Consider the following 25,721-nt stretch of genomic DNA (forward strand, 5'->3'; position numbering starts at 1 on the left):
TCTTCCGCGGCTTCTGAGGCGTCAGAACACCGACCGCAGCAGCTCGACCACCTCCGCTTCCGACGGCAACCGCGGCGCGTTCTTCGTGACCGCGTCGGCGACGGCGTCCGCCGCCAGCACCGGGATGTCCTCGCGGGTCACGCCGAGGTCGCGCAGCGGGCGCTTGATCTCGATCGCGCCCGAAATCTCCCGGACCGCCTCGATCGCCGCGCCCGCCCAGTCCGGTGCCGGCGTGAGGTGCAGCGCGCGGGCCGTCGCTTCGTACGCCGAAGCCGCGGCCGAAGCGCTGAACGCCATCACCTCCTCCAGCACCGCGGCCAGCGCGACGCCGTGCGGGGTGCCCGTGTGCGCGGTCAGCGCGTGCCCGATCCCGTGGACCAGCCCGAGCCCGGACAGCGTCAGCGCGTGCCCGGCCAGGTGCGCGCCGAGCATCAGCCCGGACCGCGCCTCCAGGTCGGCGCCGTCGCGGTAGGCCACCGGGAGCCAGCGCCCGACCAGGCCCACCGCCTGTGTCGCGTAGGCCGCGGAGAACGGCGTCGACCCGCGCGAGGCCAGGGACTCGATGCCGTGGACCAAGGCGTCCAGGCCGGTGGCAGCGGTGACGCGAGCGGACAGCCCGAGGGTCAGTTCCGGGTCCAGGACGGCGATCCGCGGCTTCACCGACGAGTGTCCGATGTAGACCTTCCGGCGGGCGCACCGGTCCTCGGTGACGCCGAACCCGTTGGTCTCGGCGCCGGTGCCGGCCGTGGTGGGCACCGCGATCAGCGGCAGACCCTCGCCCGCGTCCCACAGCCGGTCCGCGTCCGCGGCGACCGCGTCCGGGTTCCCGGCCAGCAGGGAGATGCCTTTCGCCGCGTCCAGGGCCGATCCGCCGCCGAGCGCGAGCACCGCCGCGGCGCCGAACGAGCGCAGGCGGGCGGCCCCGCGGTCGAGCTCCGCCGTCGACGGGTTCGGGCCGACGTCCTCGTGGACGGCGTGCTCGATCCCGGCCGTGGCCAGGATCTGCTCGACGCGCCCGACGATCCCGGTGGCCCGCAGGCCGCGGTCGGTGACGACGAACACCCGGGGCTGCCCGAGCGAGGCGACGAACTCCGGCAGCTCGGCCAGGACCCCGGGACCGCATTCGGTGCGGCCGGTCGGTTCCACGGACAGGCGCCGTGTCTTCGTGTCCCGGGAGGTCAGATCCGCCACCGTCGCACCGCCTCTTCGTCCAGTTCGATGCCCAGGCCGGGCCGCCGCGGGACCGCCAGCTCACCGGCCGGCGTGATCATCACGGGTTCGGCCAGCATGAAGTCGCGGCGTTCCGGTGTCCAGCCGGGCGGGTCCCACGGGAACTCGAAGTACGGGCCGCCGCCGACCCCGGCCGAGACGTGCAGGTTGGCCAGCACGCCGATGCCGTTGGTCCAGCTGTGCGGGGTGAACGCGCGGTGCTTGAGCTGCGCGAGCTCGGCCAGGGTCCGGGCCCGGTGCATGCCGACCGCGAGCACGACGTCCATCTGGTAGACGTCGAGGACGTCTTCTTCGAGGTACCGCAGCAGCTCCGGCACCGAGTGGTGCATCTCCCCCGCCGCGATCCGCACGCCGGGGTTCTCCGCCCGGAGCGTCCTGAAGCCGTCGAGATCGTGGTAGGGCAACGGTTCCTCGACCCACAGGACGTCCAGCTCGGCCAGCTGGCGCACGAGCTTGCGGGTGCCGGCCAGGTCGGTCGCGGCGCTCGTGTCGCCCGCCATCCGCCAGGACTGGTTGAGGTCCACCATGATCCCGAAGCCGGGGCCGAGCGCGTCGCGGACGGCGGTCACGGCGGCGACACCCGCGTCCACGTGGTCGCGGTCGATGCGGATCTTCATGGCGCGGAACCCGGCTTCCCGGGCGCGCCAGGCGGTTTCGACCCGCTCCTGCGGCGGTTTCAGCTCGGCCGAGGAGGCGTACACGGGCAGCGAGCGGGCGGAGTTGCCGAACAGCGTCGCCACCGGCAGGCCCGCGACCTGGCCGATGATGTCCCAGAGGGCGGCTTCGAGCGGCCAGAAGCGGCAGCCGTGGAAGTTGGCCGTCTCGATGGCTTTGACGTGCCGGACGATGTCGAGGGGATTCTCGCCGAGGAACAGGTGCTCGACGGCCTCGAAGCCGGCCATGGTGTCGCCGGAGCCGATACCGGTGACGCCGTCGTCGGTGCGGACGCGCACGATCGTGGCGTCGAAGTGGCGGCGCGGGTCCGGGTCCCAGGCCGCGTGCAGCGGCGGGTCCAGGTCCAGCCGGAGCCGGTCGAGGGTGATGGCGGTGATCTTCACATCGGGCTCGCGAAAGTCATGGGGTGCTCCAGGTCCGGGGGCGGAACCGACGGTACGAGCGTGCGGAAACGGTGGGCAAGCAATCGCAACACGGGTTGCGCTGGTGCCAACTCCCCTCGTTGCTACGTTCCTGGGGTGAACCGCTCGGACGACACCCGGCACCGGGGGCACGGCCTCCGCCGCGACCTCGACCTGCTGGAGGCGCTCGCCTCTCCCGAAGCGCGGCGCACCGGTGAGCTGGGCGTGGTGCGGCTCTCGCAGCTCACCGGGCGGGAGAAGAGCCAGGTCTCGCGGGCGCTCAAGGCGCTCGCCGAGGAGGGCGTCGTCGAACGGGATCCCGACACGCTCGGGTACCGGCTCGGCTGGCGGTTGTTCTCGCTCGTCGCGCGGACCGTCGAAGACCGCCTCGTCCGGGCCGCCGAGCCGGTGATGCGGGAGCTGGCCGCCGAGCTCGAGGAGACCAACCACCTCTGCGTCCTGCGCGAGGAGGAGGTGCTGACCCTGTTGTCGGTGTCCGGGCACTCCTTCCGCACCCACGGCTGGGAAGGCCGCGGCGTGCCCGCGCCCGGCACGTCGGCGGGGCGCGTCCTGCTGCTCGACGCCTCTCCGGACGACCTCTACGTCCGGTTCCCCACGCTGAGGTCCGAAGCGCACGCTTTGCCCGAGCTGTGGACGAAGATCCGGCAAGCCCGCCGCGACGGCTACGCCCGCGTCAGCGAGGAGTTCGAGGAGGGCCTGGTCGGGGTGTCGGCCCCGATCCGGGACTTCCGCGGCCGGGTCGTCGCCGCGCTGAACGTCTCCGCGCCCGCCGGACGGCTCGGCGAGCGCCTCGACGCCGCGGGCCGCGTCACCGCGGAAGCCGCCGCCCGGGTCTCCGCGCACCTCGGCTGGGAGGCGCGCCCGAAACCGCCGCCCACCGCCCGGCTCACGTGACTATTAGTTCCACAATGGACACTCAGCGGGAAGTACGTCGTTTCGGCGATGTCGCCCGGCCCCACGCCGCGAGCACGCCCTCGAGCCCCGGCCCCCGGTCCGCGCCGAAGCCGGTGTTGCCGCCCGCGGCGTTGACGACCACCTCGAGGTCCGGGCTCAGCTGGCGGCGACCCTGCACGCCCGCACTCCCCCCTCGGGAGGGGACGACTGATACCTCGGCGGGAGGTTCCGGCCGGCCGGCGCGGACAGACTCGGGCCCATGACCGCACCGCTCACCGATGCCCTCGCCGTCCGCTGTCCGCAGCGGTGGGCCGTCCTCGCCGCGCACGCCGTGCCGCTGGTGACCCTGCCGTCCGGGATCTGGCGGCTCTTCCTCGCCGCCGGCGTCGACCTCGGGCTGCGGCCCTACCACGCCATCGGGTTCGGCGAAGCCGGCTACATCGTCGGGCTGAGCGTCGTGTCCGAAGCACTGGCCCTGCTCACGCTCGGCCTCGTCCGGCCGTGGGGCGAGCGCGTCCCCCGGTGGATTCCCCTGCTCGGCGGCCGCCGGGTCGCGCCGTACGCGGCGATCGTCCCGGCGGCCATCGGCGCGCTCGCGCTGGCGGTGATCTGGGCGTACGCCTTCCGCGACTTCCCCGGCCTCGGGACCGTCGCGTTCGCCGGTCCGGGCTGGCACGTCCTGCTCGTCGCCTGCTACCTGCCGCTGCTGCTCTGGGCGCCGCTGCTGGCCGCCGTCACGTGGGCGTACTGGCACCGGCGGTGCCGCGGCGGGCAGGTGTAGCCGCCCGGTGGACCGGGTATCACTCCGCGCACATCCTCGGAGGGAGCTGACATGGGTATTCTCGTCGGACTGCTGGTGGTTTGGGCGATTCTCGCCGTTCTCGGCATCGTCATCAAGGGCCTTTTCTGGTTGATCATCGTCGGCGCGGTGCTGTTCGTCGCGACCGCGGTGATCGGGTTCGTCAAGCGGGAGGCCCTCGGCCGCAAACACTGACCGCCCAAGTCACGTTTGAACGCCGGAAATGGCGGTTCAAACAGCGGCTCGCCTGAAAGCGTGCTATCTCGATCACTATGACCGAATCACCGAACTACCCGAACTATCCCGACTCCGCCGCCACGGGCCAGCCGGCCGCCGCTCCGGCCCGGCCCAGTACGGTCGAAGGCGCTTTTTGGGCGTTCATCGCTTCGACCGTCATCGGGCTCGTCGGCGGGTTCCTGATCTTCGCCGGCCGCGACGCGATCGCCGACACGTTGCGCAATTCCAACAGACAAAGCGGCGGCAGCCTGACCGACGCACAGATCGACCAGGCCGTGACCCTCACGATGATCGTCGCGCTGGTGATCGCCGTGATCATCGCCGCGCTCTACCTGTTGTTCGCGTTCAAACTGCGCGCGGGCCGGAACTGGGCGCGGATCGTGCTCACGGTGATCACCGCGCTGCAGCTGATTTCGCTGCTGGCGGGACAGAGCACGATCCTCGGTTACATCAGCGTGGTCGTGGCCGTCGTCGGCGTAGTGCTGTCGTTCCTGGCACCGTCGAACGCCTACTTCGCCGCCGGCAAGGTCATCCGCTAGCCCCCTCGGACCGGGCCCCCTTCACCGGCGGGCCCGGTCCCCCGCCACCCTCACCGTCCTGTTCGAACAGTGGCCGGGCGCAGGAGGAACGCCGGGACCAGCGCGAGCGCTGTCAACGCGACCGACCACGAGAACGCCGAGTGGAACGCCGTCACCGTCGTGCTCGTGTGGGCCGCCAGGACGACCGCGAGGACGGCCGTACCCAGAGAACCTCCCGCCTGCTGCAGGACCCGGGTCACCGTGCTGGCGTCGGACACCGCCGCACGGGGGACGTCCTTGAAGGCGCCCGCCATCACCGCGATGGTGGCCGCGCTCAGCCCGGCTCCCCGCACCAGCAGGGCGCAGCCGAGCAGGAACGGGCTGGTGTGCGGGCCCGCCGCGGCGAACGGGACCGTGGCCAGCGCGCAGACCACCACCCCCGCCACGACGATGCGCGCGGAGCCGACGCGGTCCACCACGCCGCCCAGGGGACGCACCAGCAGCGACCCGAGACCCTGCGGGACGAGCAGCAGGCCCGCGGCCAGCGCGTCCTGCCCGCGGACCTCCTGGTAGTACAGCGGCAGCAGGAACATGGCGCCGTACAAGGAAAGCCCGGTGAGGAACTGCACGCCGCCCGCCGCGGCGAACGAGCGAATGCGGAACAGCCGGAGGTCGACCAGCGGGTGGTCGCCGCGGAGGGCTCGGACGACGTACGCGCCGAGCAGCAGCAGGCCGGCCGCCAGCGGGGCGAGCACCCGCGGGTCCGCGAACCCGGCCGTGGTCGCGGCGCGCGAAAGGCCGTAGAGGACGCCGCCCAGCGCCGGCGCCAGGAGCGCGAGTCCCAGCGCGTCGAACCGCGGCGGGCGCGACGGCGGCTCGGCCGGCACGACGAACCACGCGGCGACGATGGCGAGCAAGCACAGCGGGACGTTGACGAAGAAGATCCACCGCCAGCCCGCGCCGGCCAGCAGCAGGCCGCCGGCGACCGGCCCGAAGATCGGCACGAGCACGGTCACGAACGTGACGATCGCCAGCACCCGGCCCAGCTTCTCCGGTCCGGCCGTCCGCACCAGGACCGTCAGGATCACCGGCTGGACGAGCCCGGCGCCCACGCCCTGCACCGAGCGGAACGCGACCAGGCTGCCGAGGTCCCACGCCAGGCCGGCGCCGGCGGACCCGGCGGCGAAGACGACCAGCGCGGCGAGCCAGACCCGCCTCGTGCCGAACCGCTCGCTCAGCCACCCGCTGGCCGGGATGGTCACGGCCACGGCGAGCAGGTAGGCCGTGCTGACCCAGCCGACGCCGGCGGTGCCGACCGCGAACTCGCGGGCGAGCGTGGGCAGCGCGACGCTCGCGATCGTCGTGTCGAGCAGCGGCGCGGCGGCGCCGAGCACCAGGACCAGGGCGAGCCGGACCAGCGGTGCGCCGAGTGTACGAGCCATCGCTCCTCCAATAAGAAACAGTATGTATCTAATTCTCGAGGCTAGGATAAGATGCACACTGTGTCTAGGAGGGGCCATGGCGGATGAAGCCGTGCGACGACGGCGTCGCGGCACCGAGCTGGAACGCGCCTTGCTCGACGCGGCCTGGGACGAACTGCAGAGCGTCGGCTACGCGGGCTTCACGGTCGACGCGGTCGCGCAGCGCGCCGGAACCAGCAGGCCGGTGCTGTACCGGCGGTGGCCGAGCCGGGCCCAGCTCGTCCTCGCCGCGGTCCGCGCACACCTGCCCGACGCCTCCCCCGACGCCATCCCCGACACCGGCAGCCTCCGCGGCGACCTGCTCGCGGCCCTGCGCTGGTGGCGCGACCGCTACGAGCGGGTCGGCCCGTCGATCATGAACGGCCTCGCCGGCGAGCTGGACCACCTGCCCACCGAAGCCCTCGAGATCGTGCCGGAAATGCTCACCACGATCATCGAGCGGGCCGCGCGGCGCGGCGAGATCGGGACCGGGGCGGTGCCGGCCCACGTCGTCGACGCGCCGGCCGCGCTGCTGCGCCACGACCTCGTGGTGCGCCACCACCAGCCCACGGACGAGGAGCTGACCGCGATCGTCGACGACATCGCCGTGCCCGCCATCGAACGCGCGGCGCGCTGAGGGGTCAGCGGCCGTCCCAGGGGCGGCCGGCCAGCAGGTTCGACACCCAGCGCAGCGCGATCTCGCAGAGCGCCGCTTCGGCACCGCGCCGGTGGGCAACCACGTCGTCGTCGCACCAGAGCATCAACGCCGTCGCGCCGCCCGCGGCCGGGGTCAGCCCGACCACCCAGCGCCGGCCGCCGAGGGCGAGGACGCGCTCGGCCGTGCTCCAGCGCCCGCGCGAGCCGGTCACCGTCCACGCCGGCATCCGGGCCAGCTGAGCGACCGTTCTCGCCTCGCTCTCGTTCCGGCCCGTCATCCCGCCACTGTCGCACGACGGGACCGCCGGAGCCGGGAGGTCAGAGCTCGACGCCGGGATCCTCGGCCACCGACCGCAACGCCGTCACCGTCGGGTGCCCCTCGGCGAGCAGGCGCGCGTCGCTGCCCGGGGGAAGCTCCCCGTCGACGACCACGGCGGCGAGGCTGATCGTGCCGTCGCCGTCGCCGGAGACGCGGGTGCGCACGGCCCCGAACTCGGCGAGCCCGGCCCGCCGCGGCGCCCCTGCCTCGGCCCGGTCCGGGACGTTCAGGTTGAGCACCGTCCCGGCCGGCAGCGCGGCGAGCCGGTCGAACAACGTCGCCGCGACCGCGACCGCGGTGTCCCAGTGCGGCTCCGGTCCGCCCTCCGGTCCGACGTCCAGTGAGACAGCGAGCGCGCGAGCCCCGCTGAGCGACGCGGTCAACGCCGCCCCGACGGTGCCCGAATGCAGCACCGCGCGCCCGATGTTCGCCCCGCGGTTCACCCCGGACAGCACCACGTCCGGCGGCTCACCGAACGCGCCCTGCGCGGCGGCCAGCGCGATGAACCCGGGATACGCGGCGACGGCGTGCGCGGGCACGCCGGGCAGGCCCGGCAGCTCCCGCCGCTCGACCGCCACCCGGCCCTCGCCCCCGGTTGCCCACAAACCCGCGCTCGTCCCGCTGGCCTCCTCGGCCGGCGCGGCGACGACGGCCGTCCAGCCGTGCGCCACCGCGCCGCGGGCCAGCGCCGCCAGTCCCGGCGATGCGATGCCGTCGTCGTTCGTGACCAGTACCCGCATCAGCGGCTCGCCCGCGAAGTCGTCATACGGCAGGCATACCCCGCGCCCGGCGGTTCCTACCGGCCCGTGCTGCCGTCGATCAGTTCGCGCAGGATGTCGGCGTGGCCGGCGTGGCGGCCGGTTTCCTCGATCAGGTGGACCAGCGCCCAGCGCATCGACGGCGGCTTCCCGGTGGGGCGAGCGACCGGGTCGGTCAGGTCGGCACAGGCGTCGATGACCGCGTTGGCCTCTTCGACGGCGGCGCGGTAGCCGGCCAGGAGCGAGGCGGCCGTCTCGTCGGGACGCGGCCGGAACGTGCCGGGCCAGTCGGCCGTGCGCTCGCCGAGGAACGTGAAGCGCTCGACGTGGGTCAGGTGCCGCACCAGGCCGAGCAGCGACGTGCCCGACGGCACGCCGGGTGTCCGGGCCTGCGGTTCCGGCACGCCCTCGGCCTTGGCGGCCACCGCGGCGCGCAGCTGGTCGAGGAACCCGCGCAGCACGTCCTTCTCGTCGGGGCCGGTCTGCGGGGGCGGGGTGTCCCGTCGGCGGGGCATGGCGAGTCCTCTCAGCGGGTGCGGCGGATCAGCAGCAGGTGGTCGACGACGTCGGCGACCTGCCCGCCGGGTCCGGTGGCGTGGCGGGACAGGGCATCGGCACGTTCGACGGTCCATCCGTCGGGGTCGAGCTCCAGGGATCGAGCCACCTCCGGCGCGGACGAAAACCGCGCGTCCTGGTCCCACGACCACGGCGCGACCGACCCGTGGTCGACGACCAGCAGGCGGCCGCCCGGGGTCAGCGCTCGCGCGGCCCGCCGCAGGACGCGGGCGCGCGGCAAGGCGAAGGGCGTGTGCAAGTAGTGCGCCGAGACGAGGTCGAAGCGCCCCGCGGGGAACGTCTCGGCCAGGTCGTGCCGCTCGGCGGTGATCCGGTCGGCGAGCCCGAGGTCCCGGGCGCAGGCGGCCAGGCGGGCGGTCGCGACACCGGAGATGTCGGCCGCGGTCACGTGCCAGCCGCGGCGGGCGAGCCACAGCGCGTCGCCGCCGGCACCGCTCCCGAGGTCCAGCGCCGCGCCGGGCTCGAGCTCGGTGACGACCTCGGTGAGCCGGACGTTCGCGCAGGGATCGGCTCGCGGCGTCGCGTAGTGGCCGTCCCAGAACTCGGTGGTGGTCATGGGCCCACCGTGCCCCGGACGTGCCGAGGTGGCACGGTTTCTTGCGGTTTCGGCAAGATGGCCGGGGTGAGCGAAGACTTCGAGGACGTCCTGCACGCCGTCGGCCCGCGGCTGCGGTCGCTGCGCCGCACCCGCGGGCTGACGCTGGCCGAGGTCGCCGTCACCACCGGGGTGTCGGAGAGCACGCTGTCCCGGTTGGAAAGCGGGCAGCGGCGGGCCAGTCTCGAGTTACTGCTGCCGCTGGCCCGCGCCTACCGCGTCCCGCTCGACGACCTCGTCGGCGCGCCGTCCACCGGCGACCCGCGCGTCCACCTCACCCCGATCCACCGCCACGGCATGACGTTCGTGCCGCTGTCGCGGCGGGCGGGCGGCATGCAGGCGTACAAGATGATCATCCCCAGCAGCGAGCACCCGCTCGAGCCGGACCACCAGACCCACGACGGCCACGAGTGGCTCTACGTGCTCCACGGGCACCTGCGGCTGGTCCTCGGCGACCACGACCTGGTGCTGCCGGCCGGCGAGGCCGCGGAGTTCGACACGACGCTGCCCCACTGGCTCGGGAGCGCCGACGGGAAAGCCGTCGAGCTGCTCATCCTCTTCGGGCAGCACGGCGAAAAGACCCACCTGCGCGCCCGCGCCGCTCGTGACTGAGCGGGTGTCCGCGCCGTGTCAGGCCGGTGTCAGGTCACCCGGCGAAGGTGGTCACAACGCACCAGGGACCACACCACAAGGGGAAACGCCATGACCGTCTTCACCACGCCGGAACCGATCACCGCCACGCTGACCACGGCCGGCGCCCACGTGCGGATCGCCGCGAGCGAGCGCCGGGACACGGTGATGCGGGTCGAGCCCGTCAACAGCGCCAGCAAGTCGGACGTGAAGGTCGCCGAGCAGACCGAAGTCGCCTTCGCCGACGGGAAACTCTCGGTCAAGACGAACAAGCCCGGCGCCAAGAACGGTTCGGTCGCCATCACGATCGAGCTGCCCGCCGGGTCGGCGCTGACGCTGGAGACCGCCTGGACGGACGTGCACGCCGACGGCCCGCTCGGTGCCTGCGAGCTGGACGTGGCGTCGGGGCGGGTCCGGCTCGGCCACGTCGCCACGCTGCGAGGCCGGCTCTCCTCCGGTGAGGTCGAGGTCGGGCACGTCACGGGGACCGCCGAACTCGACGGCGGCACGGCCGTCCGGATCGGCGAGATCGCGGAGGCGCTCCGGTACGTGGGCTCGACCGGCCGGGTGTGGATCGGCCACGCGCGCTCCGACGTCGACTTCACCGGTTCCGGCGGCAGCTTCGACGTCGACCGCGCCGACGGCAGTGTCTTCGCCGAGGCGGCGAACTGCCCGATCCGGATCGGGTGCATGACCAGCGGCCAGGCGGACCTGACGAACGCCGCCGGCGGCATCGAGATCGGCATCGCCGAGGGCGCCACCGCGTCGGTGGACGCCGACAGCACGAAGGGCTCCGTGCGCAACTCCCTGCCGGAGCACGCGGGCGAGTCCGCGGACCACGTCAAGGTGCACGCCCGCACGCGGCTCGGCGACATCGTGATCCACCGCGCGGTCTCCTGAGCCGGCACGATTTCCGGAGAACGACCCGCCGGAAACCCCGTCCGGCCGCCGGATTCCCAGGGTTCTCCCAGAACCACCCAGGAACCGGCCAGGCCGGCGGGCCAGGCTCGCCGCCATGACCACCATCGAAATCCGCGGCCTGACCAAGCGGTACGGCCCCGACACCGTCGTCGACGACCTGTCGTTCACCGTCGAACCCGGGCAGGTCACCGGGTTCCTCGGGCCGAACGGGGCCGGCAAGTCCACGACGATGAAGATGATCCTGGGCCTCGCCGCGCCGACGCGGGGGTCCGTCACCCTCGGCGGCCGCCGCTACCGCGACCTGCCCGTGCCGCTGACCGAGGTCGGCGCCCTGCTCGACGCGGGGGCCGTCCACGGTGGCCGGAAGGCCCGCGACCACCTGCTGGCCCTCGCGGTGAGCAACGGTCTCCCCCGGCGCCGGGTCGGCGAGGTGCTCGCCCGGACCGGGCTGGAGAGCGTGGCCGGCAAGCGGGCCGGCGGGTTCTCCCTCGGCATGCGGCAGCGCCTCGGCATCGCGGCGGCGCTGCTCGGCGACCCGCGCGTGCTGATCTTCGACGAGCCGGTGAACGGGCTCGACCCCGAAGGCATCCGGTGGATCCGCGACTTCATGCGCTCCCTCGCCCGCGAAGGCCGGGCCGTGCTGGTGTCCAGCCACCTCATGAGCGAGATGGCGCAGACCGCTGACCACCTGGTCGTCATCGGCCGGGGCCGGCTGGTCGCCGACACCGCCGTGAGTGAGCTCGTGCGTGGCGAAGGCACCGTGCTCGTCCGCACGCCGGACACCGGGTTCGGGCGACTGCTGGTCACCGCCGGGGCCACCGTGCGCGAAGGCGCCGAGTCTTCGCTCGTCGTCTCCGGCCTGACGAGCGGTGAGATCGGCAAGCTCGCCGCGTACCACGGCGTCGCGCTCGCCGAGCTCACCCCGCAGCGCGTCTCGCTCGAAGACGCCTTCATGGAACTGACCAAGGACAGCGTCGAGTACGAAGGAGCGAGCGCGTGATCTTCGCCCGTTCCGTCCACTCGGAGTGGATCAAGCTCCGCAGCCTGCGCTCGACCTGGTACACCCTGGCGTGCCTCTTCGCGGTCGGCCTCGGCATCACGGCGCTGGCCATGAACGCCGCCGGGAAGACCTACGCCGAGGACCCGCAGGCCTGGGATCCCACCAACCGCAGCCTGACCTCCTACATCGTCGCGCAGCTGATCATCGGGGTGCTGGGCATCCTGGTCGTCACCGCCGAGCACGCGACCGGGCTCGTGCAGACGTCCCTGATCGCGACGCCCCGCCGGCACCGGCTGCTGGCGGCCAAGGTGGTGGTGGCCGTCGCCGTCGCCGTGGTGGCGGGGCAGGTGCTGATGTTCGCCACCTTCTTCCTCGGCCAGGCCGTGCTCACCACCCAGGACGTGCCGTACGCCCGGTTCGGCGACCCCGGCGTGCTCTCCGCCGTGACGGGCGGCGGGCTCTACCTCGCGGCGATCGCGCTGCTCGCGATCGGGCTCGGCACGCTCATGCGGGCCACCGCGGGCGCGCTCGCCACCCTCGTCGGGATCGTCTTCCTGGTCCCCGCCCTCGCCGGCCTCTTCCCGGCGTGGGTGCGCGGGCTCTTCGTCTACTGGCCGACGCTCGGGGCGTCCGCGGTCTTCAAGACGGTCCCCGACCCGGACTTCCCGCACCCGTGGCTGAACCTGGGCGGGATGTGCCTCGGGGTCGCGGCCGTGCTGGCCGTCGCGTTCGTGGTCTTCCGGCGCCGGGACGTCTGATGCGGGAGGTGTCCCGGGGCCTGGCCGCCGCCCTCGCCGCGCTGCTCGCCATGGCGGGGGTCGCGGCGGCCGGGCTGGCTCTCCTCGGCGCCGGCGGGGTCGGGCCGACCGCGGCGGTCGTGGCCCTGGCCGTGGGCGGTTCGGTGGACGTCTCGGCGACGCCGGCCGGCGTGCTCCCGATCGCCCTGCACGGCGACCTGCACGTGATCCCGCTCGGGGTTTCCCTTGCGGGGGCGGTGGTTCTGGGTTGGCTTCTGCTCCGCCGTGACGGCGAGTTGCTCGTCCGCGGCGCAGTGGCCGTGCCGGCCTTCGCGGCCGGGCCGGCCGGGATCGCCGCGCTGGCGACCGGAAAGCTGCCGGAAACCACCGGCGGGCTGCAAGGCTGCGTCTCCGCCGGGCCGAGAATCCCGTTGCCCGGCCGGCTGGACGCCGGGTTCTCGGTCGCGGCCGGGCCCGCGGTGCTGGGCGCGGCGATCTTGGCGCTCGCCGTCGTCGGCGTGTGCTGGCTCATGACGCGGTTTCCTTCCGTGGCAACGGGTTTTCGCGCGCTGCGGTGGCCGGTGGCCGGGCTCGCCGCCGTGGGCACGACCGCTGCCGGGGCGTTCGGTGGCGCTGCGGCCGCCGGTGGGGTGCTGCTCCTGCTCCCCCAGCTGGCGAGCGGCGCCGTGCTGCTGGGGCTCGGCGTGCCGTGGACGGTGGAGCCCGCGCTCCCCTGCGTGCCAGCTCTCGGGCAGTTCACGCCTGGACTCTGGGTGGCCGGCGGGCTCTTGCTGGTCTCCGTCCTCGTCGTCCGCCGCGGTCGCCCGCTGCGCCGGGCGGCGGCCGTCAGCGCGGTGGCGGGTGGCGTGGCGCTTGTCATGGCGCTGCTCTCGCGCGTTTCGGCCGACATCTCGGTGACCGCGTTCAGCTTCTCGGTGCCGGTCCTGGACGTGCGGCTCACCGCGAACCCGCTGCTCGCGCTCGCGGCCGGCGCGCTCGCCGGGTTCGCGGGCAGCCTGCTCGCCGGCGCGATCTCCGTATCCTCGCGGGCATGGAAGCGATGAGCGCGCAGCGGCTGCTGGTGGTCGACGACGAAGCCACCGTCCGCGAGCTGCTGTCGGCCGCGCTCCGGTTCGCCGGCTTCCGGGTGACGTCCGCGGCGACGGCGGGGGAAGCCGTCGCCGCGGCCACCGCGGAACCACCGGACCTGGTGCTGCTGGACGTCATGCTGCCGGACCTGGACGGGTTCGAGGTGGTCCGGCGGCTGCGCGAGCGGCGCATGCCGGTACCCGTCCTGTTCCTCACCGCGCGGGACGGGCAGGCCGACAAGGTCACCGGCCTGTCCCTGGGCGCCGACGACTACGTGACGAAGCCGTTCGACCTGGCGGAGCTGATCGCGCGGATCCGCGCGATCCTCCGCCGGACCGCGGGGCACCCGGCCGACGTGCTGGCGGTGGGCACCCTCGCCCTCGACGCCGAAGGCCACCAGGTGACGCGCGCGGGACGCACCGTCCGCGTGTCCGCCACCGAATTCCGGCTGCTGCGCTACCTGATGGAGAACGCCGGCCGCGTGGTGTCCAAGGCGCAGATCCTCGACCGCGTGTGGCGCGACGACTTCGGCGGCGACGCCAGCATCGTCGACACCTACATCTCCTACCTGCGCCGCAAGGTCGACACCGAGGAGCCCAAGCTGATCCACACCGTGCACGGCGTCGGCTACGTGCTGCGGGAGCCCCGGCGATGAGGCGGCTCTCGCTGCGGGCCCGGCTGCTCCTGCTCACCACGGGCCTCCTGTTGGCGGGCCTGACCCTCGGCAGCGCCGTGGTCTCCGGCCAGCTCGAACGGTTCCAGCTCGACCGGCTCGACGGCCAGCTGCGGTCGATGACCGAGCTCATCTCGCTGGCGGCGGGCCCGCCGCCGGCCGAGAACCCCGCCGTGCGGCCCGACCTGATCGACCCCGCGCTCGACCTGTTCGGCACCCCGTACGTCGTCTACCTGGACGCCGGCGGCGCGGTGGCGGGCGGCCTGCACTCTTCGCGGGTGGCCGGCGCGACACTGCCGCCGCTCGGCTCGCTGCGCACGGTCCCCACCGACGGGACGGCCGTCGACCTGGTCGCCACCGACGGGTCGCAGCGCTGGCGGGCCGTCGCCCACCCGGCCGTCCGCTGGGGCGGGACGGTCGTTTCGGCCGCGCCGCTCGCCGAAGCCGACGCCACGATCACCCAGCTGCGCGTGAGCAGCCTGGTCACCGGCGCCGGGCTGCTGGTCGTGCTGACCGCGACCGGCTGGTTCGCCCTCGGCCGGGGCCTGCGGCCGCTGCGCCGGATCGAGCACACGGCGGCCGCCATCGCCGGCGGCGAGCTCACCCGGCGCGTCCCGGTCCTCGCGCCGCCCGGCACCGAGATCGGGCACCTCGCGGCGTCGCTCAACACGATGCTCGGGCAGCTGGAAGAGGCGTTCGCCGACCGGGCGGCGTCGGAGGCGCGGATGCGCGCCTTCGTCGCGGACGTCAGTCACGAGCTGCGCACGCCGCTGTTCGGCATCAAGGGTTCGACCGAGCTCTACCGGATGGGCGCCTTGCCCGAACCGTCCGATGTGGACGACGCGATGCGCCGGATCGACCGCGAAGCCACCCGCCTCACCGCGCTCACCGAAGACCTGCTGCTGCTCGCCCAGCTCGACGAGGCGCCCGAGGAGCAGCTCGACCGGGCACCGATGGACCTGCGCACCCTCGCCGTCGACGCCCGGCACGACCTGCGGGCCCTGGACCCGTCCCGCCCGGTGTCGCTCACCGGGCCGGGCGGCGTCGGGTCGCCGGGCCCGGCCCCGGTCGACGGCGACGAAGCCCGGCTGCGGCAGGTGGTCACCAACCTGGTCGGCAACGCGGCCGCCCACACCCCGCCGGGCACGCCCGTCCGCATCGGCGTCGGCACCGCGGCGGGTCGCGCGGTGCTCGACGTGGTGGACGAGGGTCCGGGCATCACCGCCGAGCAGGCCGACCGGGTGTTCCACCGGTTCTACCGGGCCGACCGGTCCCGCACCCGCGCGGGCGGCGCGGACGCGGGACTGGGGCTGCCGATCGCCCGGTCCCTGGCCCGCGCGCACGGCGGCGACGTCGAACTGGAGACCGTCCTCGGTGAAGGTGCCCGCTTCCGGCTCGCGTTGCCGTTGTCGTTGCCGGACTGAGGTTCAGCCGTTCGTCCGGTGCCCCTGGACCGTGCCGAGGGCTGCGACCAGCTCCGCCACCCGGTGGTGCGCCTCCAGCGGGTGGCGCAGGCGGCTTTCCGGGTGGATCGTGTAGTGGTTGCGGCGGCCCACGCGCTCGCGCTCGACGTAGCCGTCCGCGATCAGGTCGGCCAGGATCAGCTGCACGCCCCGCTCGGTGATGCCGACGCGCTCGGCGATGTCGTGCAGCCGGTGGTCCGGATCCTCCGCAAGGCACAGCAGAACGTGCGCGTGGTTGCTCAGGAACGTCCACGAAGCCATGCGGGCAGCTTAGCCGTCCAAACTTGACAGACGAAGCACAGTTCGTCATTCTGGAGGCACGGAGGGGAGTACCCGCCCCGGTCCGGCATCGTCAATCCGGCTGCCACTGCGCAGACCCGGTGCCGGCGCCACGTTCGCGTGGCCGGGAAGACCTCCGGTTCGCCACCGAACCGGAGGAGTGTGCCGTGACCGTCCCCTTCTGGGCCTGGGCCGCCGTGCTGGGCGTCATCCTGCTGATGCTCGCGGTCGACCTGTTCGCCCACCGCAAGGCGCACGTCGTCGGCGTCCGCGAAGCGCTGACGTGGTCGGGCGTGTGGGTCGCGCTGGGCGTCGCGTTCGGTGCCGTCGTCTGGTGGGTCTGGGGCGCGGAGCTCGCGGGCCAGTACTTCGCCGGCTACGTGATCGAGAAGTCCCTGGCCGTCGACAACGTCTTCGTGTTCGCGATCATCTTCGGCTACTTTGCCGTGCCTCGCGAACACCAGCACCGCATCCTGTTCTACGGCGTCATCGGCGCGTTGGTCTTCCGGGCGGTGTTCATCGCCGCGGGGTCGGCACTGCTGGCGAGCTTCGCCTGGATCCTTTACGTGTTCGGCGCTTTCCTCGTCCTGACCGGCATCCGGATGGCACTGCACCGCTCGGGGCCGGTCGACTACGAGCAGAACGTCGTCCTGCGCGTGTTCCGCCGGCTCGTCCCGTCGACGGATGTCCACCACGGCAAGAAGTTCCTCGTCCGCGAGGCCGGTCGTTGGGTGGCGACACCGCTGCTGGCCGTGCTGGTGCTGATCGAGGTCACCGACATCGTCTTCGCGGTCGACTCCATCCCGGCGATCTTCGCCGTGACGCAGGAACCGTTCCTGGTGTTCACGTCGAACGCGTTCGCCATCCTCGGCCTGCGCGCCCTGTACTTCCTGCTCGCCGACCTCATGCACCGCTTCGTCTACCTCAAGCTCGGCTTGGCGCTGGTCCTCGTCTGGGTCGGCGTGAAGATGCTGCTGCTGGAGGTCTGGAAGATCCCGACGGCGCTTTCGCTGGGCGTGGTCGGCCTGATCCTGGCGACGGCGGTCGTCGCCAGCCTGCTCAAGACACGAACTACTGCACTGGAAGGAAAAATCCGATGAACCGAGTCACGACAGCCGCTGTCGGCGGCGCGCTGGTGCTGGCGCTCGCCGGGTGCGGCGCGGCCTCCGAAACCGCGGGCCGGGTCGGCGATGCCGCCACCACGGTCGGCGTGTGCACCGAAGCGGTGCGGATCGCCACCGTCACTCCGGACCTCGCCGACCCGCAGGTCGCGGCGGACCGCGCGCAGGCGGCCGGCCGGGAGCTGACGGACCTCGCGGAGCGGGCCGGGAACACGACCGCGGGCGAGGCGATCGATTCCTTGGCCACGACAATGCGCGAGACCACGGTCGACGACCTCGTCACCGGTCCCGCGAACTGGGTGCAGCGCAAGACCGAACAGGTCACCGCGCTGACCAAGGCGTGCGGCCTCTGAGCGAACCCCGTGTCCCGAACGGCATCACGCGTGACCCGGCAGGCATCACGCGTGATCGCCGGGGCATCAGGCGAGCGGTCAGAGCACGGCGAGCCGGTCCAGCAGCCGCTCGGCCTGCTTGATCTCCGCGCTGAGCGGGTGGTCCTCCGGGATGTGCGGGAGGCCGCCGTCGGCGAGGCGGAACGCTTCCCGCAGCGGTGTGTCCGGCAGCTGCGTCCCGGACAGCCGCAGCGCCCGCACGGCGCCGAGCAGCTCGCACGCCAGCACCGTCCGGTACGCGGCGGTGCCGGCGACCGTGCTGCGGACCGCGTGCGTGGAGAAGCTCGCGTGGTCCTCCAGCCCGCGGGAGATCACGGCCGTGCCGAGGGTGACCGGCGAGGCCGCGTGGCGCAGCGTGCCCAGCGCGTCGTGCGCCACGTACTCCAGGATCATGATCCCCGAGCTGCCCGCCGGCCCCTCGGCGAGGAACGGCGGCAGCCCGCTCAGGTCCGGCTCCACGAGGTCGCCCAGCCGCGCGGTGGACAGCTCCGCGACGTGGTGCAGTGCGGCGCGAAGCTGGTCGAAGGCCAGCGCCACGTAGGCCGTCGAGAACTGGCCGTGGTGGTAGGCCTGCTCGGTCTCGACGTCGATCAGCGGGTTCTCCGCCGCCGCGTTGATGTCGATGGCCAGCACGTGCTCGACGGCGGCCGCGGCGTCCAGCGCCGGCCCCTGCACCTGCGGGAAAGCCCGTAGCCCGAACGGATCCTGCAGTCGCCGCCCCTCCGCGACGCCGGCGAGCAGGCGGCGCAGTTCCGCCGCGCACCGGACAGCGCCCGGGTGCGGCCGCGCGGCGTGGACGCGTTCCGAGTACGCCTCGGCCGAGCCGCCGAGCGCGCAGAACGTCAGCGCGGTGACGACGTGGCTCGCGGCGAGCAGCCGGCTCAGGTCGTGCCAGGCGAGCACGGCCTCGCCGAGGGTGGCGGCGTTGCTGGAGATGAACGCGAGCGCGTCGCCCGGGCTGATCGCGACCGGGTCGAGGTCGCCCGCCGCCCACGGCAGCTCCCCCGCGAGCGTCAGGGCGATCTCCGCGAGCTGGGCGAGGTCGCCGGTGCCGATGGCGCCGCGGGAGTGGACGTGCGGGAGCGCGCCGACGCGCAACGCCGTCTGCAGCACTTCCAGCAGCCGCGGGTGCACGCCGCTGCCGCCGGCGGCGAGCTGGTTCAAGCGGATGGCCATCACCGCGCGCACGGCGTCGTCGGGCAGCGGCTCGCCGGTCCCGCCCGCGTGGCTGCGCAGCAGGCGCAGGCCGTGGTGGTCGGCCGACTCCGGGTCGACGACGGTGTGCCGGTTCGCGCCGACCCCGGTGGTGCGGCCGTAGACCGCGCGCTTGGCGCCGAGCTCCACGGCCAGCTGGTAGCTCGACTCCGCCCTCTTCACCGCGTCGGCGCCGAGCTCGGTCGACGCGCTGCGCCGGGCCACGCGCACCACGTCGGCGCACCGGAGCCCGGTCCCGGTGATCTCGATGCGGTTGGTGTCGGTCATCGCCACCTTCCTCGACAAGCGCCCTTGACAGGTTTTCATTCATTCCTAAGGTGACATGAAACTGCTCATTCACACAAGGACGGAGCTCCCGGGTGTCCCGGTCGCTGCACGAGCTGCTCACCGCCCACCGGCTGACCCCGGCGCAGCGGCGCATCGCCAGCTACCTCGCCGACCACGCGGCCGAGGCTGTCGCGCTCACCAGCGCCGAGCTGGCCGAGTACGCACAGGTCAGCCAGCCTTCGGTCACCCGGTTCGTCGCCTTGCTCGGCTTCGACGGCTATACCGCGTTCCGCCGCTACCTGCGCGAAGCCGCGGCCGAGCCCGGGCCGGCGGGCGGCGGCACCAAGTTCCAGGACGCCATCGACGCCGACCTGCGCACGCTCACGGCGTTGCGGGCGCAGCTGGGCGACGACACCCGGCTGCGCACGATCGCGGCGGGACTCATGGAGTCCGTCCCGCTGGTCGTGGCGGGCTACCGCGTCTCCGCGGCGCAGGCCGCCGCCTTCGCCTACCTGGCCACGAAGATCCACCCGGACGTCCGGCTGCTGACCGACTCCGGCAGCGTCTTCGGCGACTCCCTGCGCCACGCCCACCGCTGCGGCGCGCGGACGCTGGTCCTGGTCGCGCTCCCCCGCTACCCGCGGGAAAGCGCCGCCGCGCTCGAGCAGGCCCGCGCGCTGGGCCTGCGCACCCTGCTGATCACGGACCGGCCCGTCACGGCGCTCACCCCGCTCGCCGACGACGTGCTGAGCGCGGGCGTCGCGTCGGAGTTCGTGTTCGACTCCCACGCCGCGGTCGTCTCGCTGACCGTGGCGCTGGTCGAGGCGATGGCCGACGCGGCCGGCGCGACGGCCCGGCAACGGCTGGAAGGCTTCGAAGACTATGCCGCGGAGCACGACCTCTTCGTCCCCGAGTGACGCGGTCACCGCCTTCGACGACGTCCCGGGAGGCCACGGTCGCTAGCCGAGCTTGGCCCGGAGCGCCGTCGCGATCTCGCCCGCCGCCGTGAGCTGCTCCGGGGTCAGCGCGTCCACGAACAGCTCGCGGACCGCCGTCAGGTGCGGGACCGTCGCGCCGCGGAACGCCGCGGACCCCTCCGTCGTCAGCACCACCTCGGCTCCGCGGTTGTCCGTCCGGCACTCCTCGCGGCGGATCAGGCCGCGCTTTTCCATCCGGCCGAGGTGGTGGGACAGGCGGCTGCGCTCCCAGCCGATGTCGTCGGCGAGCTGGGACGACCGCAGCCGCCGCTCTTCGGCCTCACTGAGCGCGAGCAGCACCGCGTAGTCCCCCGGCGAGAGCGCGCACTCCGCCTGCAGTCGCGCGCCGAGCTCGGCGCGCAGGGCTTCCGCCGTCTCGATGAACCCGCGCCAGACGCGCAGCTCCTCCGTGGTCGGCAGCACGCGCCGCCGTGTCGTCCGGGTCACCTTGCCTCCTAGTTGACACGTCAATCATATCGGCGGATGATTGACGTGTCAATCAAAGGAGTCACCATGATCGAGCTGGGCCTGAACTCGTTCGGCGAAGTCGCCACGGAGGACGGCCGCGTGATGAGCGACGCGGAGACCGTCCGGCTGCTCGTCGACGAGGCACGGCTGGCCGAGTCGGCGGGCTTGGACGTCTTCAGCGTCGGCGAGCACTACCGCGAGGGGCACAACGACAGCGCGACGCCCGTGCTGCTGGCGGCGATCGCGACCGCGACCGAGCGCATCAAGCTCGGCACGTCCGTGACGGTGCTGAGCACGAACGACCCGGTGCGGCTCTACCAGGAGTTCTCCACCTTGGACGCCGTCTCGGACGGGCGGGCCCAGCTGGTGCTCGGCCGGGCGTCGGCGACGGAGTCGTTCCCGTTGTTCGGCTACGACCTCGCCGACTACGAGCGGCTGTTCGAGGACAAGCTCGAACTGTTCATGCGGCTGCAGCGCGAGGAAAGCGTCACCTGGTCCGGCGACGTGCGGGCGCCGTTGACGAACCAGACGCTGCACCCGCGGATGCGCCCGGGCGGGATCCCCACCTGGATCGGGGTCGGCGGCAGCCCGGACTCGGTGGTGCGGGCCGCCCACTACGGGCTGCCGCTCATGCTGGCCATCATCGGCGGGCGTCCGCAGCGCTTCGCCGGCCACGTCGAGCTGTACCACCGCGCGCTCGAACAGTTCGAGAAGCCGGTGCAGCCGATCGGCCAGCACTCCCTCGGCCTCGTCGCCGACACCGACGAGGAAGCCGTCGAGACGTGGTGGCAGTACTGGCAACCCGTCGTGACGCGGATCGCCGCCGAGCGCGGGTTCTACGAACCGGACCGGAAGCGGTACCTGTCCGAAGTGGACACCGGCGCCCTGTTCGTGGGCTCCCCCGACACCGTCGCCCGCAAGATCGCGACCGTGGCGCGGGACCTGCGCCTGAGCCGCTTCGACCTCAAGTACGACATCATGCACCTGCCGCGGGCCGCTCGCGCCCGGACGATCGAGCTGCTCGGCCGCGAGGTCGCGCCGCGGGTGCGCGAGCTGCTCGCGAAGGAGCCTTCCCATGTCTGACCTGCAGTTCGGCCTCGACACGTTCGGCGACGTCCCCGAGGACGACGCCGGCCGGCCGCTCTCCCACGCCGCCGCCATCCGGCAGGTGGTCGACGAGGCCGTCCTCGCCGACGAGATCGGCGTCGACGTGATCGCCCTCGGCGAGCACCACCGCCCCGAGTACTCGATCTCCACGCCCGAGACCGTGCTGGCCGGCATCGCCACCCGCACGTCGCGGATCCGCCTCTCCTCCGGCGTCACGGTGCTGAGCTCCGACGACCCGGTCCGGGTGTTCCAGCGCTTCGCGACGGTCGACGCCCTCTCGGACGGGCGCGCCGAGGTCATCCTCGGCCGGGGTTCGTTCACCGAGTCGTTCCCGCTGTTCGGCTACGACCTGAGCGACTACGACGCGCTGTTCGAGGAGAAACTCGACCTGTTCGTGCGGCTGCTCGACGAGAAACCGGTGACCTGGAAGGGAAAACTGCGGCCGCCGCTGGAAGACGCCGACGTCTACCCGAAGACGGACTCCGGCCGGCTGACGACGTGGGTCGGCGTCGGCGGCTCACCCCAGTCGGTCATCCGGACCGCGCACCACGGGCTCCCGCTCATGCTGGCGATCATCGGCGGGGCCCCGGGGCGGTTCGCGCCGTACCTCGACCTGTACCGCAAGGCCGCCGCGCAGTTCGGCACCACCGCCCACCCGGTCGGCATGCACTCCCCCGGGTTCGTCGCCGATACCGACGAGCAGGCGCGCGAGGTGTTCTGGCCGCGCTACCGCGTGATCCGCGACCGGATCGGCGCGCTGCGGGGCTGGGCACCGATCCGGCGCGCGGAGTACGACCACGAGATCGAGCACGGTTCGCTGTACATCGGCTCCCCGGAGACCGTCGCCCGCAAGATCGCCGGCGCGGTCGCGGAGCTGGGCGTCGGCCGCTTCGACCTCATCTACAGCAGCGGGTCGCAACCGGCGAGCGCGCGCCTGCGCGCCGTCGAACTCTACGGCACCAAGGTGGTTCCGATGGTGCGGGACATCCTCTCGGAGACGAAATGATCATCGGGATCCTCGGCGCGGGCAAGGTCGGCACGGTGCTGGCCCGGCTCGCGCTCGCTGCCGGGCACGAGGTGCTCGTCGCCGGTTCGGGCGCGCCGGAGAAGATCGCGCTCACCGTCGACGTCCTCACGCCCGGCGCGGTCGCGACGACCGCGGAAGCGGCGGCGGCCAAGGCGGACGTCGTGATCCTGGCGCTGCCGCTGGGCAAGTACCGCACCCTTCCGGCGGCGGCCCTGGCCGGCAAGCTCGTCATCGACGCGATGAACTACTGGTGGGAGGTCGACGGCATCCGCGACGACCTGCGCGTGTCGACCAGCTCGACCGTCCAGTCCTTTTTGGACGGCGCGCGGGTGGTGAAGGCGTTCAACCACATGGGTTACCACGACCTCGAAGACGAGGCCCGCCCCGCGGGGACCCCGGGCCGCAAGGCGATCGCGATCGCCGGCGACGACCCGGCCGACGTGGCGAGCGTGGCGGACCTGGTCGACGCGCTCGGCTTCGACCCGCTGCTCGCCGGGTCCCTGGCCGATGGCGTCCGTCTCGAGCCGGGTGCTGAAGCCTTCGGCGCGAACGTCACCGCCGACGAACTGCGCGTGCTGATCGACCGGTTCGGTTAGGCCGCCATCGCCGCGGCGGCGGCGCGCTTCGCCCGTGCCGTCAAGGTCGCGATCGCCGCGGCGCCCACCAGGGACACCACGATGCCCACCAGGACGGCGGTGTCCCAGCCCGCGGTGAGGGCGGCCGGCGACCCGTGGACCGCCAGCACGCTGACCACGGTGACGCCGATCGCCGCGCCGACGTAGCGGCTCGTGTTGTTGATGCCGCTGCCCATCCCGGCCCGCTCCGGCGGCACGCTCGCGACCGCTTCGCGCCCCAGCGAAGCGTTCACCACACCCGTGCCGAGACCGGCCACCACCAGGCCCGGCAGCAGGGACGCCGGACCCGAGCCCGGGGTGACGAACGCGAGCGGGACCAGACCCGCGGCCACCACGAGCAGGCCGGCGCTCATCCGTGCGCCGCCGGAGAGCGCGGCCGGGAGGTGGCGGGTCAGCAACGCCGAGACCACGCTCGTCGCCGACCAGGCGAGCACCACCGATGCCGCCGTCAGGGGGCTGAACGCGAGGCCGTTCTCGAGCATCGTGCAGAGGAACGCCATCAGCGCGGTGACCCCGGCGCCCGCCACGAACGCGCCCGTCGTCGCCGACACCAGGGCCGGGCGGCGGAAGAGCGTCAGGTCGAGCATGCCGCCGCCGGAGGAGTTCTGGTGGGCGAAGAACGCGGCGAGCAGCACGACCGCCGCGGCGATCAGGGCCAGCTCCAGCGGGCTCGTCCAGCCCTGGCGGCCTTCGGTCAAGGCGGCCAGCAACGCCGCGAGGCCGCCGCCCAGCAGCAGCGCGCCGGGCAGGTCGACCGTCCGCGCCCGTCCCGAGACGGACTCCTCCAGCAGGACCCGCCCGAGCACGGCGACGCCGAGCGAGAGCCCCGCGATCACGACGTAGAGCACGCGCCAGTCGTCGTCGAGGGCCGCGCCGGCCAGCGGGCCGATCGCGATGCCCGCGCCGAGGCAGGCACCCCACAGGCCCATCGCCCGGGCGCGGCCGGCGGCGCCGGGGAACGCGGGACCGAGCACCGCGAGCCCGCACGCGACCAGCGCGGCGCCGCCGAGGCCTTCGACGACCCGGCCGGCGATGAACGTCAGCGGCCCGGGCGCGACCGAGCACAGCACGGACCCGGCGGCTGTCACGACGGCCCCGGCGACGAAGACTCGCCGCCGGCCGAAGTCGTCACCGATCGCGCCGGCCGGCAGCAGGGCGACGGCCAGGCCGAGGCTCATCGAGCTGAGGATCCACGACGTCGCGACCGCGCCGGCCCCGAGCCCGCCGGCCACGGCCGGGACGATCGACAGCGGCGCGGTGAAGACGAAGAGGGCGAGCAGGGTCGCGCCGCCGGAGGCGACGAGGACGGCGCCGGGACGGCTGGCCATGCGGGCTCCTTGATTCGGTGACCGAACTCTTTCGCCGGAAGGCTAGCACGGTTGGTTCGATGAACGAACTCTTCTGTGGCAGGATGGGACCCATGGCACTCCCCCGCGAATACACCAACCAGGCCTGCTCGATGGTCCGCGCGCTGGAGATCGTCGGAGAGCGCTGGACCCTGCTGATCGTCCGCGACGCCGTGTTCGGCGTCCGCCGCTTCAGCGACTTCGTCGAACACCTCGGCATCCCGCGCGCGGTCCTGACCGAACGGCTGGAGTTCCTGATCGGCGAGGGCGTGCTGGCGCGCGTGCCGGGCCCCGGCAAGCGCAGCGAGTACGAGCTGACCGCGAAGGGGCGGGGGCTCTGGCCGGTCGTCCGCGTCCTGTCGGCCTGGGGCGACGAGCACTACGCGCCGGGCGGCCGGCGCCGGGTGTTCGTCCACGCGGGCTGCGAGGGCGAAGTGGCGCAGTCGGGCACCTGCCTGCGCTGCGGCGACGAGGTGCCGCTCGCCGAGACGGTGATGACACCGGGCCCGGGACTGACGTCGCCGAACCCGGCAGAAGGCCAGGTCAGCGCGATCCTCGCACGGCCGCGACGCCTCCTCCAGCCCGTGCACTGACCACCCGCGAACCGGCGACGGAGACCCGCCATCTGGCTTCTGTACCTACTAGTATGTACAGTGCTCGGCGTGGACACCAGGAACCAGCTCATCGACAGCACCCGGGCGCTGTTGTGGGAACGCGGCTACGTGGGCACCAGCCCCAAGGCCATCCAGCAGCACGCCGGCGCCGGGCAAGGCAGCATGTACCACCACTTCTCCGGCAAGCGGGAGCTGGCGCTGGAAGCCGTGCGGCGCAGCGCGGACGAGCTGCTGGCGGCCGCCGAGGCGCAGCTGCGCAAGCCGGGGACCGCCGTCGAGCGGATCACCGCGTACCTGCGTCGTGAGCGCGAAGTGCTCAGGGGCTGTCCCATCGGCCGGCTGACGCAGGACCCCGAGATCGTCGCCGACCCGGAGCTGCGCGCACCGGTCGACGAGACCCTCACGCGGCTGCGGGCCCGGCTGGCCGAAGTCCTCGACGAAGGCCGGGCCGCGGGCGAGCTGCCCGCCGGCCTGGACCCGGCCGCGCTGGCCGCCACCGTCGTCGCCGTCCTGCAGGGCGGTTACGTCCTGGCTCGCGCCGCGAACGCGCCCGAACCGTTCGACCAGGCCGTTTCCGGCGTCCTGGCCCTGCTTTCCGCCCACACCCGCTGAGGAGTCCT

32 protein-coding genes are annotated in these 25,721 nt (G+C 73.3%); 20 read left to right on the forward strand and 12 right to left on the reverse strand.

Going from position 1 to position 25,721, the window contains the following annotated elements:
* Window positions 1–21: 21 nt before the first annotated feature.
* Entirely contained in the window at window positions 22–1,191 is a 1,170-nt protein-coding gene (locus AB0C38_RS30000) for an iron-containing alcohol dehydrogenase (RefSeq protein WP_360679645.1), read from the reverse strand.
* Window positions 1,179–2,288, reverse strand: coding sequence for a mandelate racemase/muconate lactonizing enzyme family protein (locus AB0C38_RS30005; RefSeq protein WP_360679648.1), 1,110 nt, complete (start codon window positions 2,286–2,288; stop codon window positions 1,179–1,181). The genes AB0C38_RS30000 and AB0C38_RS30005 overlap by 13 nt, the downstream gene beginning before the upstream one ends.
* A 135-nt stretch (window positions 2,289–2,423) precedes the next feature.
* On the opposite strand from AB0C38_RS30005, the gene AB0C38_RS30010 reads away from it, so the two are divergent.
* Window positions 2,424–3,221 (forward strand): IclR family transcriptional regulator, encoded by a 798-nt coding sequence (locus AB0C38_RS30010; protein ID WP_360679651.1) that lies wholly within the window; start codon window positions 2,424–2,426, stop codon window positions 3,219–3,221.
* Between the two features lie 22 nt (window positions 3,222–3,243).
* Here the strand turns inward: AB0C38_RS30010 and AB0C38_RS30015 are convergent, their stop codons facing one another.
* Window positions 3,244–3,399, reverse strand: coding sequence for a hypothetical protein (locus tag AB0C38_RS30015; RefSeq protein WP_360679654.1), 156 nt, complete (start codon window positions 3,397–3,399; stop codon window positions 3,244–3,246).
* Window positions 3,400–3,480: 81 nt separating this feature from the next.
* On the opposite strand from AB0C38_RS30015, the gene AB0C38_RS30020 reads away from it, so the two are divergent.
* The 3 genes from AB0C38_RS30020 to AB0C38_RS30030 all read left to right on the forward strand — a co-directional run bounded on the left by AB0C38_RS30020 (window position 3,481) and on the right by AB0C38_RS30030 (window position 4,796).
* The gene (locus tag AB0C38_RS30020) at window positions 3,481–4,002 is read left to right on the forward strand and encodes a hypothetical protein (RefSeq protein ID WP_360679657.1); all 522 of its coding nucleotides are present in this window, start codon (window positions 3,481–3,483) and stop codon (window positions 4,000–4,002) included.
* Window positions 4,003–4,053: 51 nt separating this feature from the next.
* The gene (locus AB0C38_RS30025; protein ID WP_360679659.1) at window positions 4,054–4,215 is read left to right on the forward strand and encodes a hypothetical protein; all 162 of its coding nucleotides are present in this window, start codon (window positions 4,054–4,056) and stop codon (window positions 4,213–4,215) included.
* A 77-nt stretch (window positions 4,216–4,292) separates the two neighbouring features.
* Window positions 4,293–4,796 carry a hypothetical protein gene (locus AB0C38_RS30030; protein ID WP_360679662.1) on the forward strand — a complete coding sequence of 168 codons (504 nt, stop codon included), beginning with the start codon at window positions 4,293–4,295 and terminating at the stop codon, window positions 4,794–4,796.
* Window positions 4,797–4,846: 50 nt separating this feature from the next.
* On the opposite strand, the gene AB0C38_RS30035 is transcribed toward AB0C38_RS30030, so the two are convergent.
* Entirely contained in the window at window positions 4,847–6,217 is a 1,371-nt protein-coding gene (locus AB0C38_RS30035) for an MDR family MFS transporter (RefSeq protein ID WP_360679664.1), read from the reverse strand.
* A 76-nt stretch (window positions 6,218–6,293) separates the two neighbouring features.
* Between AB0C38_RS30035 and AB0C38_RS30040 the strand changes: the two genes are divergently transcribed.
* Window positions 6,294–6,872 carry a TetR/AcrR family transcriptional regulator gene (locus tag AB0C38_RS30040; protein ID WP_360679667.1) on the forward strand — a complete coding sequence of 193 codons (579 nt, stop codon included), beginning with the start codon at window positions 6,294–6,296 and terminating at the stop codon, window positions 6,870–6,872.
* A gap of 4 nt (window positions 6,873–6,876) precedes the next feature.
* Here the strand turns inward: AB0C38_RS30040 and AB0C38_RS30045 are convergent, their stop codons facing one another.
* The 4 genes from AB0C38_RS30045 to AB0C38_RS30060 are packed head-to-tail and all read right to left on the reverse strand — an operon-like array spanning window position 6,877 to window position 9,101.
* The gene (locus tag AB0C38_RS30045) at window positions 6,877–7,170 is read right to left on the reverse strand and encodes a hypothetical protein (RefSeq protein ID WP_360679669.1); all 294 of its coding nucleotides are present in this window, start codon (window positions 7,168–7,170) and stop codon (window positions 6,877–6,879) included.
* Window positions 7,171–7,210: 40 nt separating this feature from the next.
* Complete coding sequence (locus AB0C38_RS30050; RefSeq protein WP_360679672.1) at window positions 7,211–7,951, reverse strand: 5'/3'-nucleotidase SurE; 741 nt, start codon at window positions 7,949–7,951, stop codon at window positions 7,211–7,213.
* A 56-nt stretch (window positions 7,952–8,007) separates the two neighbouring features.
* Window positions 8,008–8,484 carry a DinB family protein gene (locus AB0C38_RS30055; protein WP_360679675.1) on the reverse strand — a complete coding sequence of 159 codons (477 nt, stop codon included), beginning with the start codon at window positions 8,482–8,484 and terminating at the stop codon, window positions 8,008–8,010.
* 11 nt (window positions 8,485–8,495) lie between these two features.
* The gene (locus AB0C38_RS30060) at window positions 8,496–9,101 is read right to left on the reverse strand and encodes a class I SAM-dependent methyltransferase (protein ID WP_360679678.1); all 606 of its coding nucleotides are present in this window, start codon (window positions 9,099–9,101) and stop codon (window positions 8,496–8,498) included.
* Window positions 9,102–9,167: 66 nt separating this feature from the next.
* Here AB0C38_RS30060 and AB0C38_RS30065 point away from each other — a divergent pair, with 66 nt between their 5' ends.
* The 7 genes from AB0C38_RS30065 to AB0C38_RS30095 all read left to right on the forward strand — a co-directional run bounded on the left by AB0C38_RS30065 (window position 9,168) and on the right by AB0C38_RS30095 (window position 15,614).
* Window positions 9,168–9,752: an XRE family transcriptional regulator gene (locus AB0C38_RS30065; RefSeq protein WP_360679681.1), complete on the forward strand. Its 585-nt coding sequence runs from the start codon at window positions 9,168–9,170 to the stop codon at window positions 9,750–9,752.
* A 90-nt stretch (window positions 9,753–9,842) separates the two neighbouring features.
* Window positions 9,843–10,670 carry a hypothetical protein gene (locus AB0C38_RS30070; protein WP_360679683.1) on the forward strand — a complete coding sequence of 276 codons (828 nt, stop codon included), beginning with the start codon at window positions 9,843–9,845 and terminating at the stop codon, window positions 10,668–10,670.
* A 115-nt stretch (window positions 10,671–10,785) separates the two neighbouring features.
* On the forward strand, window positions 10,786–11,691 hold the full coding sequence (locus AB0C38_RS30075; protein WP_360679686.1) for an ATP-binding cassette domain-containing protein: 906 nt from the start codon (window positions 10,786–10,788) through the stop codon (window positions 11,689–11,691).
* Window positions 11,688–12,449, forward strand: coding sequence for an ABC transporter permease (locus AB0C38_RS30080; protein WP_360679688.1), 762 nt, complete (start codon window positions 11,688–11,690; stop codon window positions 12,447–12,449). The genes AB0C38_RS30075 and AB0C38_RS30080 overlap by 4 nt, the downstream gene beginning before the upstream one ends.
* Complete coding sequence (locus tag AB0C38_RS30085; protein WP_360679691.1) at window positions 12,449–13,492, forward strand: hypothetical protein; 1,044 nt, start codon at window positions 12,449–12,451, stop codon at window positions 13,490–13,492. Before AB0C38_RS30080 ends, AB0C38_RS30085 begins: the two co-directional genes overlap by 1 nt.
* The gene (locus tag AB0C38_RS30090; RefSeq protein ID WP_360679694.1) at window positions 13,480–14,172 is read left to right on the forward strand and encodes a response regulator transcription factor; all 693 of its coding nucleotides are present in this window, start codon (window positions 13,480–13,482) and stop codon (window positions 14,170–14,172) included. Before AB0C38_RS30085 ends, AB0C38_RS30090 begins: the two co-directional genes overlap by 13 nt.
* Window positions 14,169–15,614 (forward strand): HAMP domain-containing sensor histidine kinase, encoded by a 1,446-nt coding sequence (locus AB0C38_RS30095; RefSeq protein ID WP_360679697.1) that lies wholly within the window; start codon window positions 14,169–14,171, stop codon window positions 15,612–15,614. Before AB0C38_RS30090 ends, AB0C38_RS30095 begins: the two co-directional genes overlap by 4 nt.
* Before the next feature lie 3 nt (window positions 15,615–15,617).
* On the opposite strand, the gene AB0C38_RS30100 is transcribed toward AB0C38_RS30095, so the two are convergent.
* The gene (locus AB0C38_RS30100; protein WP_360679699.1) at window positions 15,618–15,914 is read right to left on the reverse strand and encodes a winged helix-turn-helix domain-containing protein; all 297 of its coding nucleotides are present in this window, start codon (window positions 15,912–15,914) and stop codon (window positions 15,618–15,620) included.
* A gap of 185 nt (window positions 15,915–16,099) precedes the next feature.
* On the opposite strand from AB0C38_RS30100, the gene AB0C38_RS30105 reads away from it, so the two are divergent.
* Window positions 16,100–17,032 (forward strand): TerC family protein, encoded by a 933-nt coding sequence (locus AB0C38_RS30105; protein WP_360679702.1) that lies wholly within the window; start codon window positions 16,100–16,102, stop codon window positions 17,030–17,032.
* Window positions 17,029–17,406, forward strand: a complete 378-nt coding sequence (locus tag AB0C38_RS30110) for a bacteriophage spanin2 family protein (protein WP_360679705.1) — start codon at window positions 17,029–17,031, stop codon at window positions 17,404–17,406. Before AB0C38_RS30105 ends, AB0C38_RS30110 begins: the two co-directional genes overlap by 4 nt.
* Window positions 17,407–17,484: 78 nt before the next feature.
* On the opposite strand, the gene AB0C38_RS30115 is transcribed toward AB0C38_RS30110, so the two are convergent.
* A complete protein-coding gene (locus AB0C38_RS30115; protein ID WP_360679707.1) occupies window positions 17,485–18,927 on the reverse strand; it encodes an aromatic amino acid ammonia-lyase in 1,443 nt (480 codons plus the stop codon).
* A gap of 92 nt (window positions 18,928–19,019) precedes the next feature.
* Between AB0C38_RS30115 and AB0C38_RS30120 the strand changes: the two genes are divergently transcribed.
* Window positions 19,020–19,844, forward strand: coding sequence for a MurR/RpiR family transcriptional regulator (locus tag AB0C38_RS30120; protein ID WP_360679710.1), 825 nt, complete (start codon window positions 19,020–19,022; stop codon window positions 19,842–19,844).
* Between the two features lie 42 nt (window positions 19,845–19,886).
* Here the strand turns inward: AB0C38_RS30120 and AB0C38_RS30125 are convergent, their stop codons facing one another.
* On the reverse strand, window positions 19,887–20,351 hold the full coding sequence (locus tag AB0C38_RS30125; protein WP_360679713.1) for a MarR family transcriptional regulator: 465 nt from the start codon (window positions 20,349–20,351) through the stop codon (window positions 19,887–19,889).
* A 66-nt stretch (window positions 20,352–20,417) separates the two neighbouring features.
* Here AB0C38_RS30125 and AB0C38_RS30130 point away from each other — a divergent pair, with 66 nt between their 5' ends.
* From AB0C38_RS30130 to AB0C38_RS30140, 3 genes are read left to right on the forward strand one after another with little or no spacing between them, the layout of a single operon-like run.
* Window positions 20,418–21,455 (forward strand): LLM class flavin-dependent oxidoreductase, encoded by a 1,038-nt coding sequence (locus AB0C38_RS30130; RefSeq protein WP_360679716.1) that lies wholly within the window; start codon window positions 20,418–20,420, stop codon window positions 21,453–21,455.
* Window positions 21,448–22,485, forward strand: a complete 1,038-nt coding sequence (locus AB0C38_RS30135) for an LLM class flavin-dependent oxidoreductase (protein ID WP_360679719.1) — start codon at window positions 21,448–21,450, stop codon at window positions 22,483–22,485. The genes AB0C38_RS30130 and AB0C38_RS30135 overlap by 8 nt, the downstream gene beginning before the upstream one ends.
* Window positions 22,482–23,102, forward strand: coding sequence for an NAD(P)-binding domain-containing protein (locus tag AB0C38_RS30140; protein WP_360679722.1), 621 nt, complete (start codon window positions 22,482–22,484; stop codon window positions 23,100–23,102). Before AB0C38_RS30135 ends, AB0C38_RS30140 begins: the two co-directional genes overlap by 4 nt.
* On the opposite strand, the gene AB0C38_RS30145 is transcribed toward AB0C38_RS30140, so the two are convergent.
* Window positions 23,099–24,469, reverse strand: a complete 1,371-nt coding sequence (locus AB0C38_RS30145) for an MFS transporter (RefSeq protein WP_360679724.1) — start codon at window positions 24,467–24,469, stop codon at window positions 23,099–23,101. The two genes, AB0C38_RS30140 and AB0C38_RS30145, sit on opposite strands and share 4 nt — an antisense overlap.
* A 92-nt stretch (window positions 24,470–24,561) precedes the next feature.
* Between AB0C38_RS30145 and AB0C38_RS30150 the strand changes: the two genes are divergently transcribed.
* A complete protein-coding gene (locus AB0C38_RS30150; protein WP_360679727.1) occupies window positions 24,562–25,080 on the forward strand; it encodes a helix-turn-helix domain-containing protein in 519 nt (172 codons plus the stop codon).
* A 69-nt stretch (window positions 25,081–25,149) separates the two neighbouring features.
* The gene (locus tag AB0C38_RS30155) at window positions 25,150–25,713 is read left to right on the forward strand and encodes a TetR/AcrR family transcriptional regulator (RefSeq protein WP_360679730.1); all 564 of its coding nucleotides are present in this window, start codon (window positions 25,150–25,152) and stop codon (window positions 25,711–25,713) included.
* Window positions 25,714–25,721 lie beyond the last annotated feature (8 nt).

Origin of the sequence: Amycolatopsis sp. NPDC048633 (genome assembly GCF_040650695.1) — a bacterium.
Lineage (GTDB): Bacteria > Actinomycetota > Actinomycetes > Mycobacteriales > Pseudonocardiaceae > Amycolatopsis.

Bases quoted from the DNA above. Each gene is read 5' to 3' on its own strand.
- AB0C38_RS30020 (WP_360679657.1), top strand. From the start codon at position 3,481: ATGACCGCACCGCTCACCGATGCCCTCGCCGTCCGCTGTCCGCAGCGG.
- AB0C38_RS30025 (WP_360679659.1), top strand. From the start codon at position 4,054: ATGGGTATTCTCGTCGGACTGCTGGTGGTTTGGGCGATTCTCGCCGTT.
- AB0C38_RS30030 (WP_360679662.1), top strand. From the start codon at position 4,293: ATGACCGAATCACCGAACTACCCGAACTATCCCGACTCCGCCGCCACG.
- AB0C38_RS30035 (WP_360679664.1), bottom strand. From the start codon at position 6,217: ATGGCTCGTACACTCGGCGCACCGCTGGTCCGGCTCGCCCTGGTCCTG.
- AB0C38_RS30040 (WP_360679667.1), top strand. From the start codon at position 6,294: ATGGCGGATGAAGCCGTGCGACGACGGCGTCGCGGCACCGAGCTGGAA.
- AB0C38_RS30045 (WP_360679669.1), bottom strand. From the start codon at position 7,170: ATGACGGGCCGGAACGAGAGCGAGGCGAGAACGGTCGCTCAGCTGGCC.
- AB0C38_RS30050 (WP_360679672.1), bottom strand. From the start codon at position 7,951: ATGCGGGTACTGGTCACGAACGACGACGGCATCGCATCGCCGGGACTG.
- AB0C38_RS30055 (WP_360679675.1), bottom strand. From the start codon at position 8,484: ATGCCCCGCCGACGGGACACCCCGCCCCCGCAGACCGGCCCCGACGAG.
- AB0C38_RS30060 (WP_360679678.1), bottom strand. From the start codon at position 9,101: ATGACCACCACCGAGTTCTGGGACGGCCACTACGCGACGCCGCGAGCC.
- AB0C38_RS30070 (WP_360679683.1), top strand. From the start codon at position 9,843: ATGACCGTCTTCACCACGCCGGAACCGATCACCGCCACGCTGACCACG.
- AB0C38_RS30075 (WP_360679686.1), top strand. From the start codon at position 10,786: ATGACCACCATCGAAATCCGCGGCCTGACCAAGCGGTACGGCCCCGAC.
- AB0C38_RS30085 (WP_360679691.1), top strand. From the start codon at position 12,449: ATGCGGGAGGTGTCCCGGGGCCTGGCCGCCGCCCTCGCCGCGCTGCTC.
- AB0C38_RS30090 (WP_360679694.1), top strand. From the start codon at position 13,480: ATGGAAGCGATGAGCGCGCAGCGGCTGCTGGTGGTCGACGACGAAGCC.
- AB0C38_RS30095 (WP_360679697.1), top strand. From the start codon at position 14,169: ATGAGGCGGCTCTCGCTGCGGGCCCGGCTGCTCCTGCTCACCACGGGC.
- AB0C38_RS30100 (WP_360679699.1), bottom strand. From the start codon at position 15,914: ATGGCTTCGTGGACGTTCCTGAGCAACCACGCGCACGTTCTGCTGTGC.
- AB0C38_RS30110 (WP_360679705.1), top strand. From the start codon at position 17,029: ATGAACCGAGTCACGACAGCCGCTGTCGGCGGCGCGCTGGTGCTGGCG.
- AB0C38_RS30115 (WP_360679707.1), bottom strand. From the start codon at position 18,927: ATGACCGACACCAACCGCATCGAGATCACCGGGACCGGGCTCCGGTGC.
- AB0C38_RS30130 (WP_360679716.1), top strand. From the start codon at position 20,418: ATGATCGAGCTGGGCCTGAACTCGTTCGGCGAAGTCGCCACGGAGGAC.
- AB0C38_RS30135 (WP_360679719.1), top strand. From the start codon at position 21,448: ATGTCTGACCTGCAGTTCGGCCTCGACACGTTCGGCGACGTCCCCGAG.
- AB0C38_RS30140 (WP_360679722.1), top strand. From the start codon at position 22,482: ATGATCATCGGGATCCTCGGCGCGGGCAAGGTCGGCACGGTGCTGGCC.
- AB0C38_RS30145 (WP_360679724.1), bottom strand. From the start codon at position 24,469: ATGGCCAGCCGTCCCGGCGCCGTCCTCGTCGCCTCCGGCGGCGCGACC.
- AB0C38_RS30150 (WP_360679727.1), top strand. From the start codon at position 24,562: ATGGCACTCCCCCGCGAATACACCAACCAGGCCTGCTCGATGGTCCGC.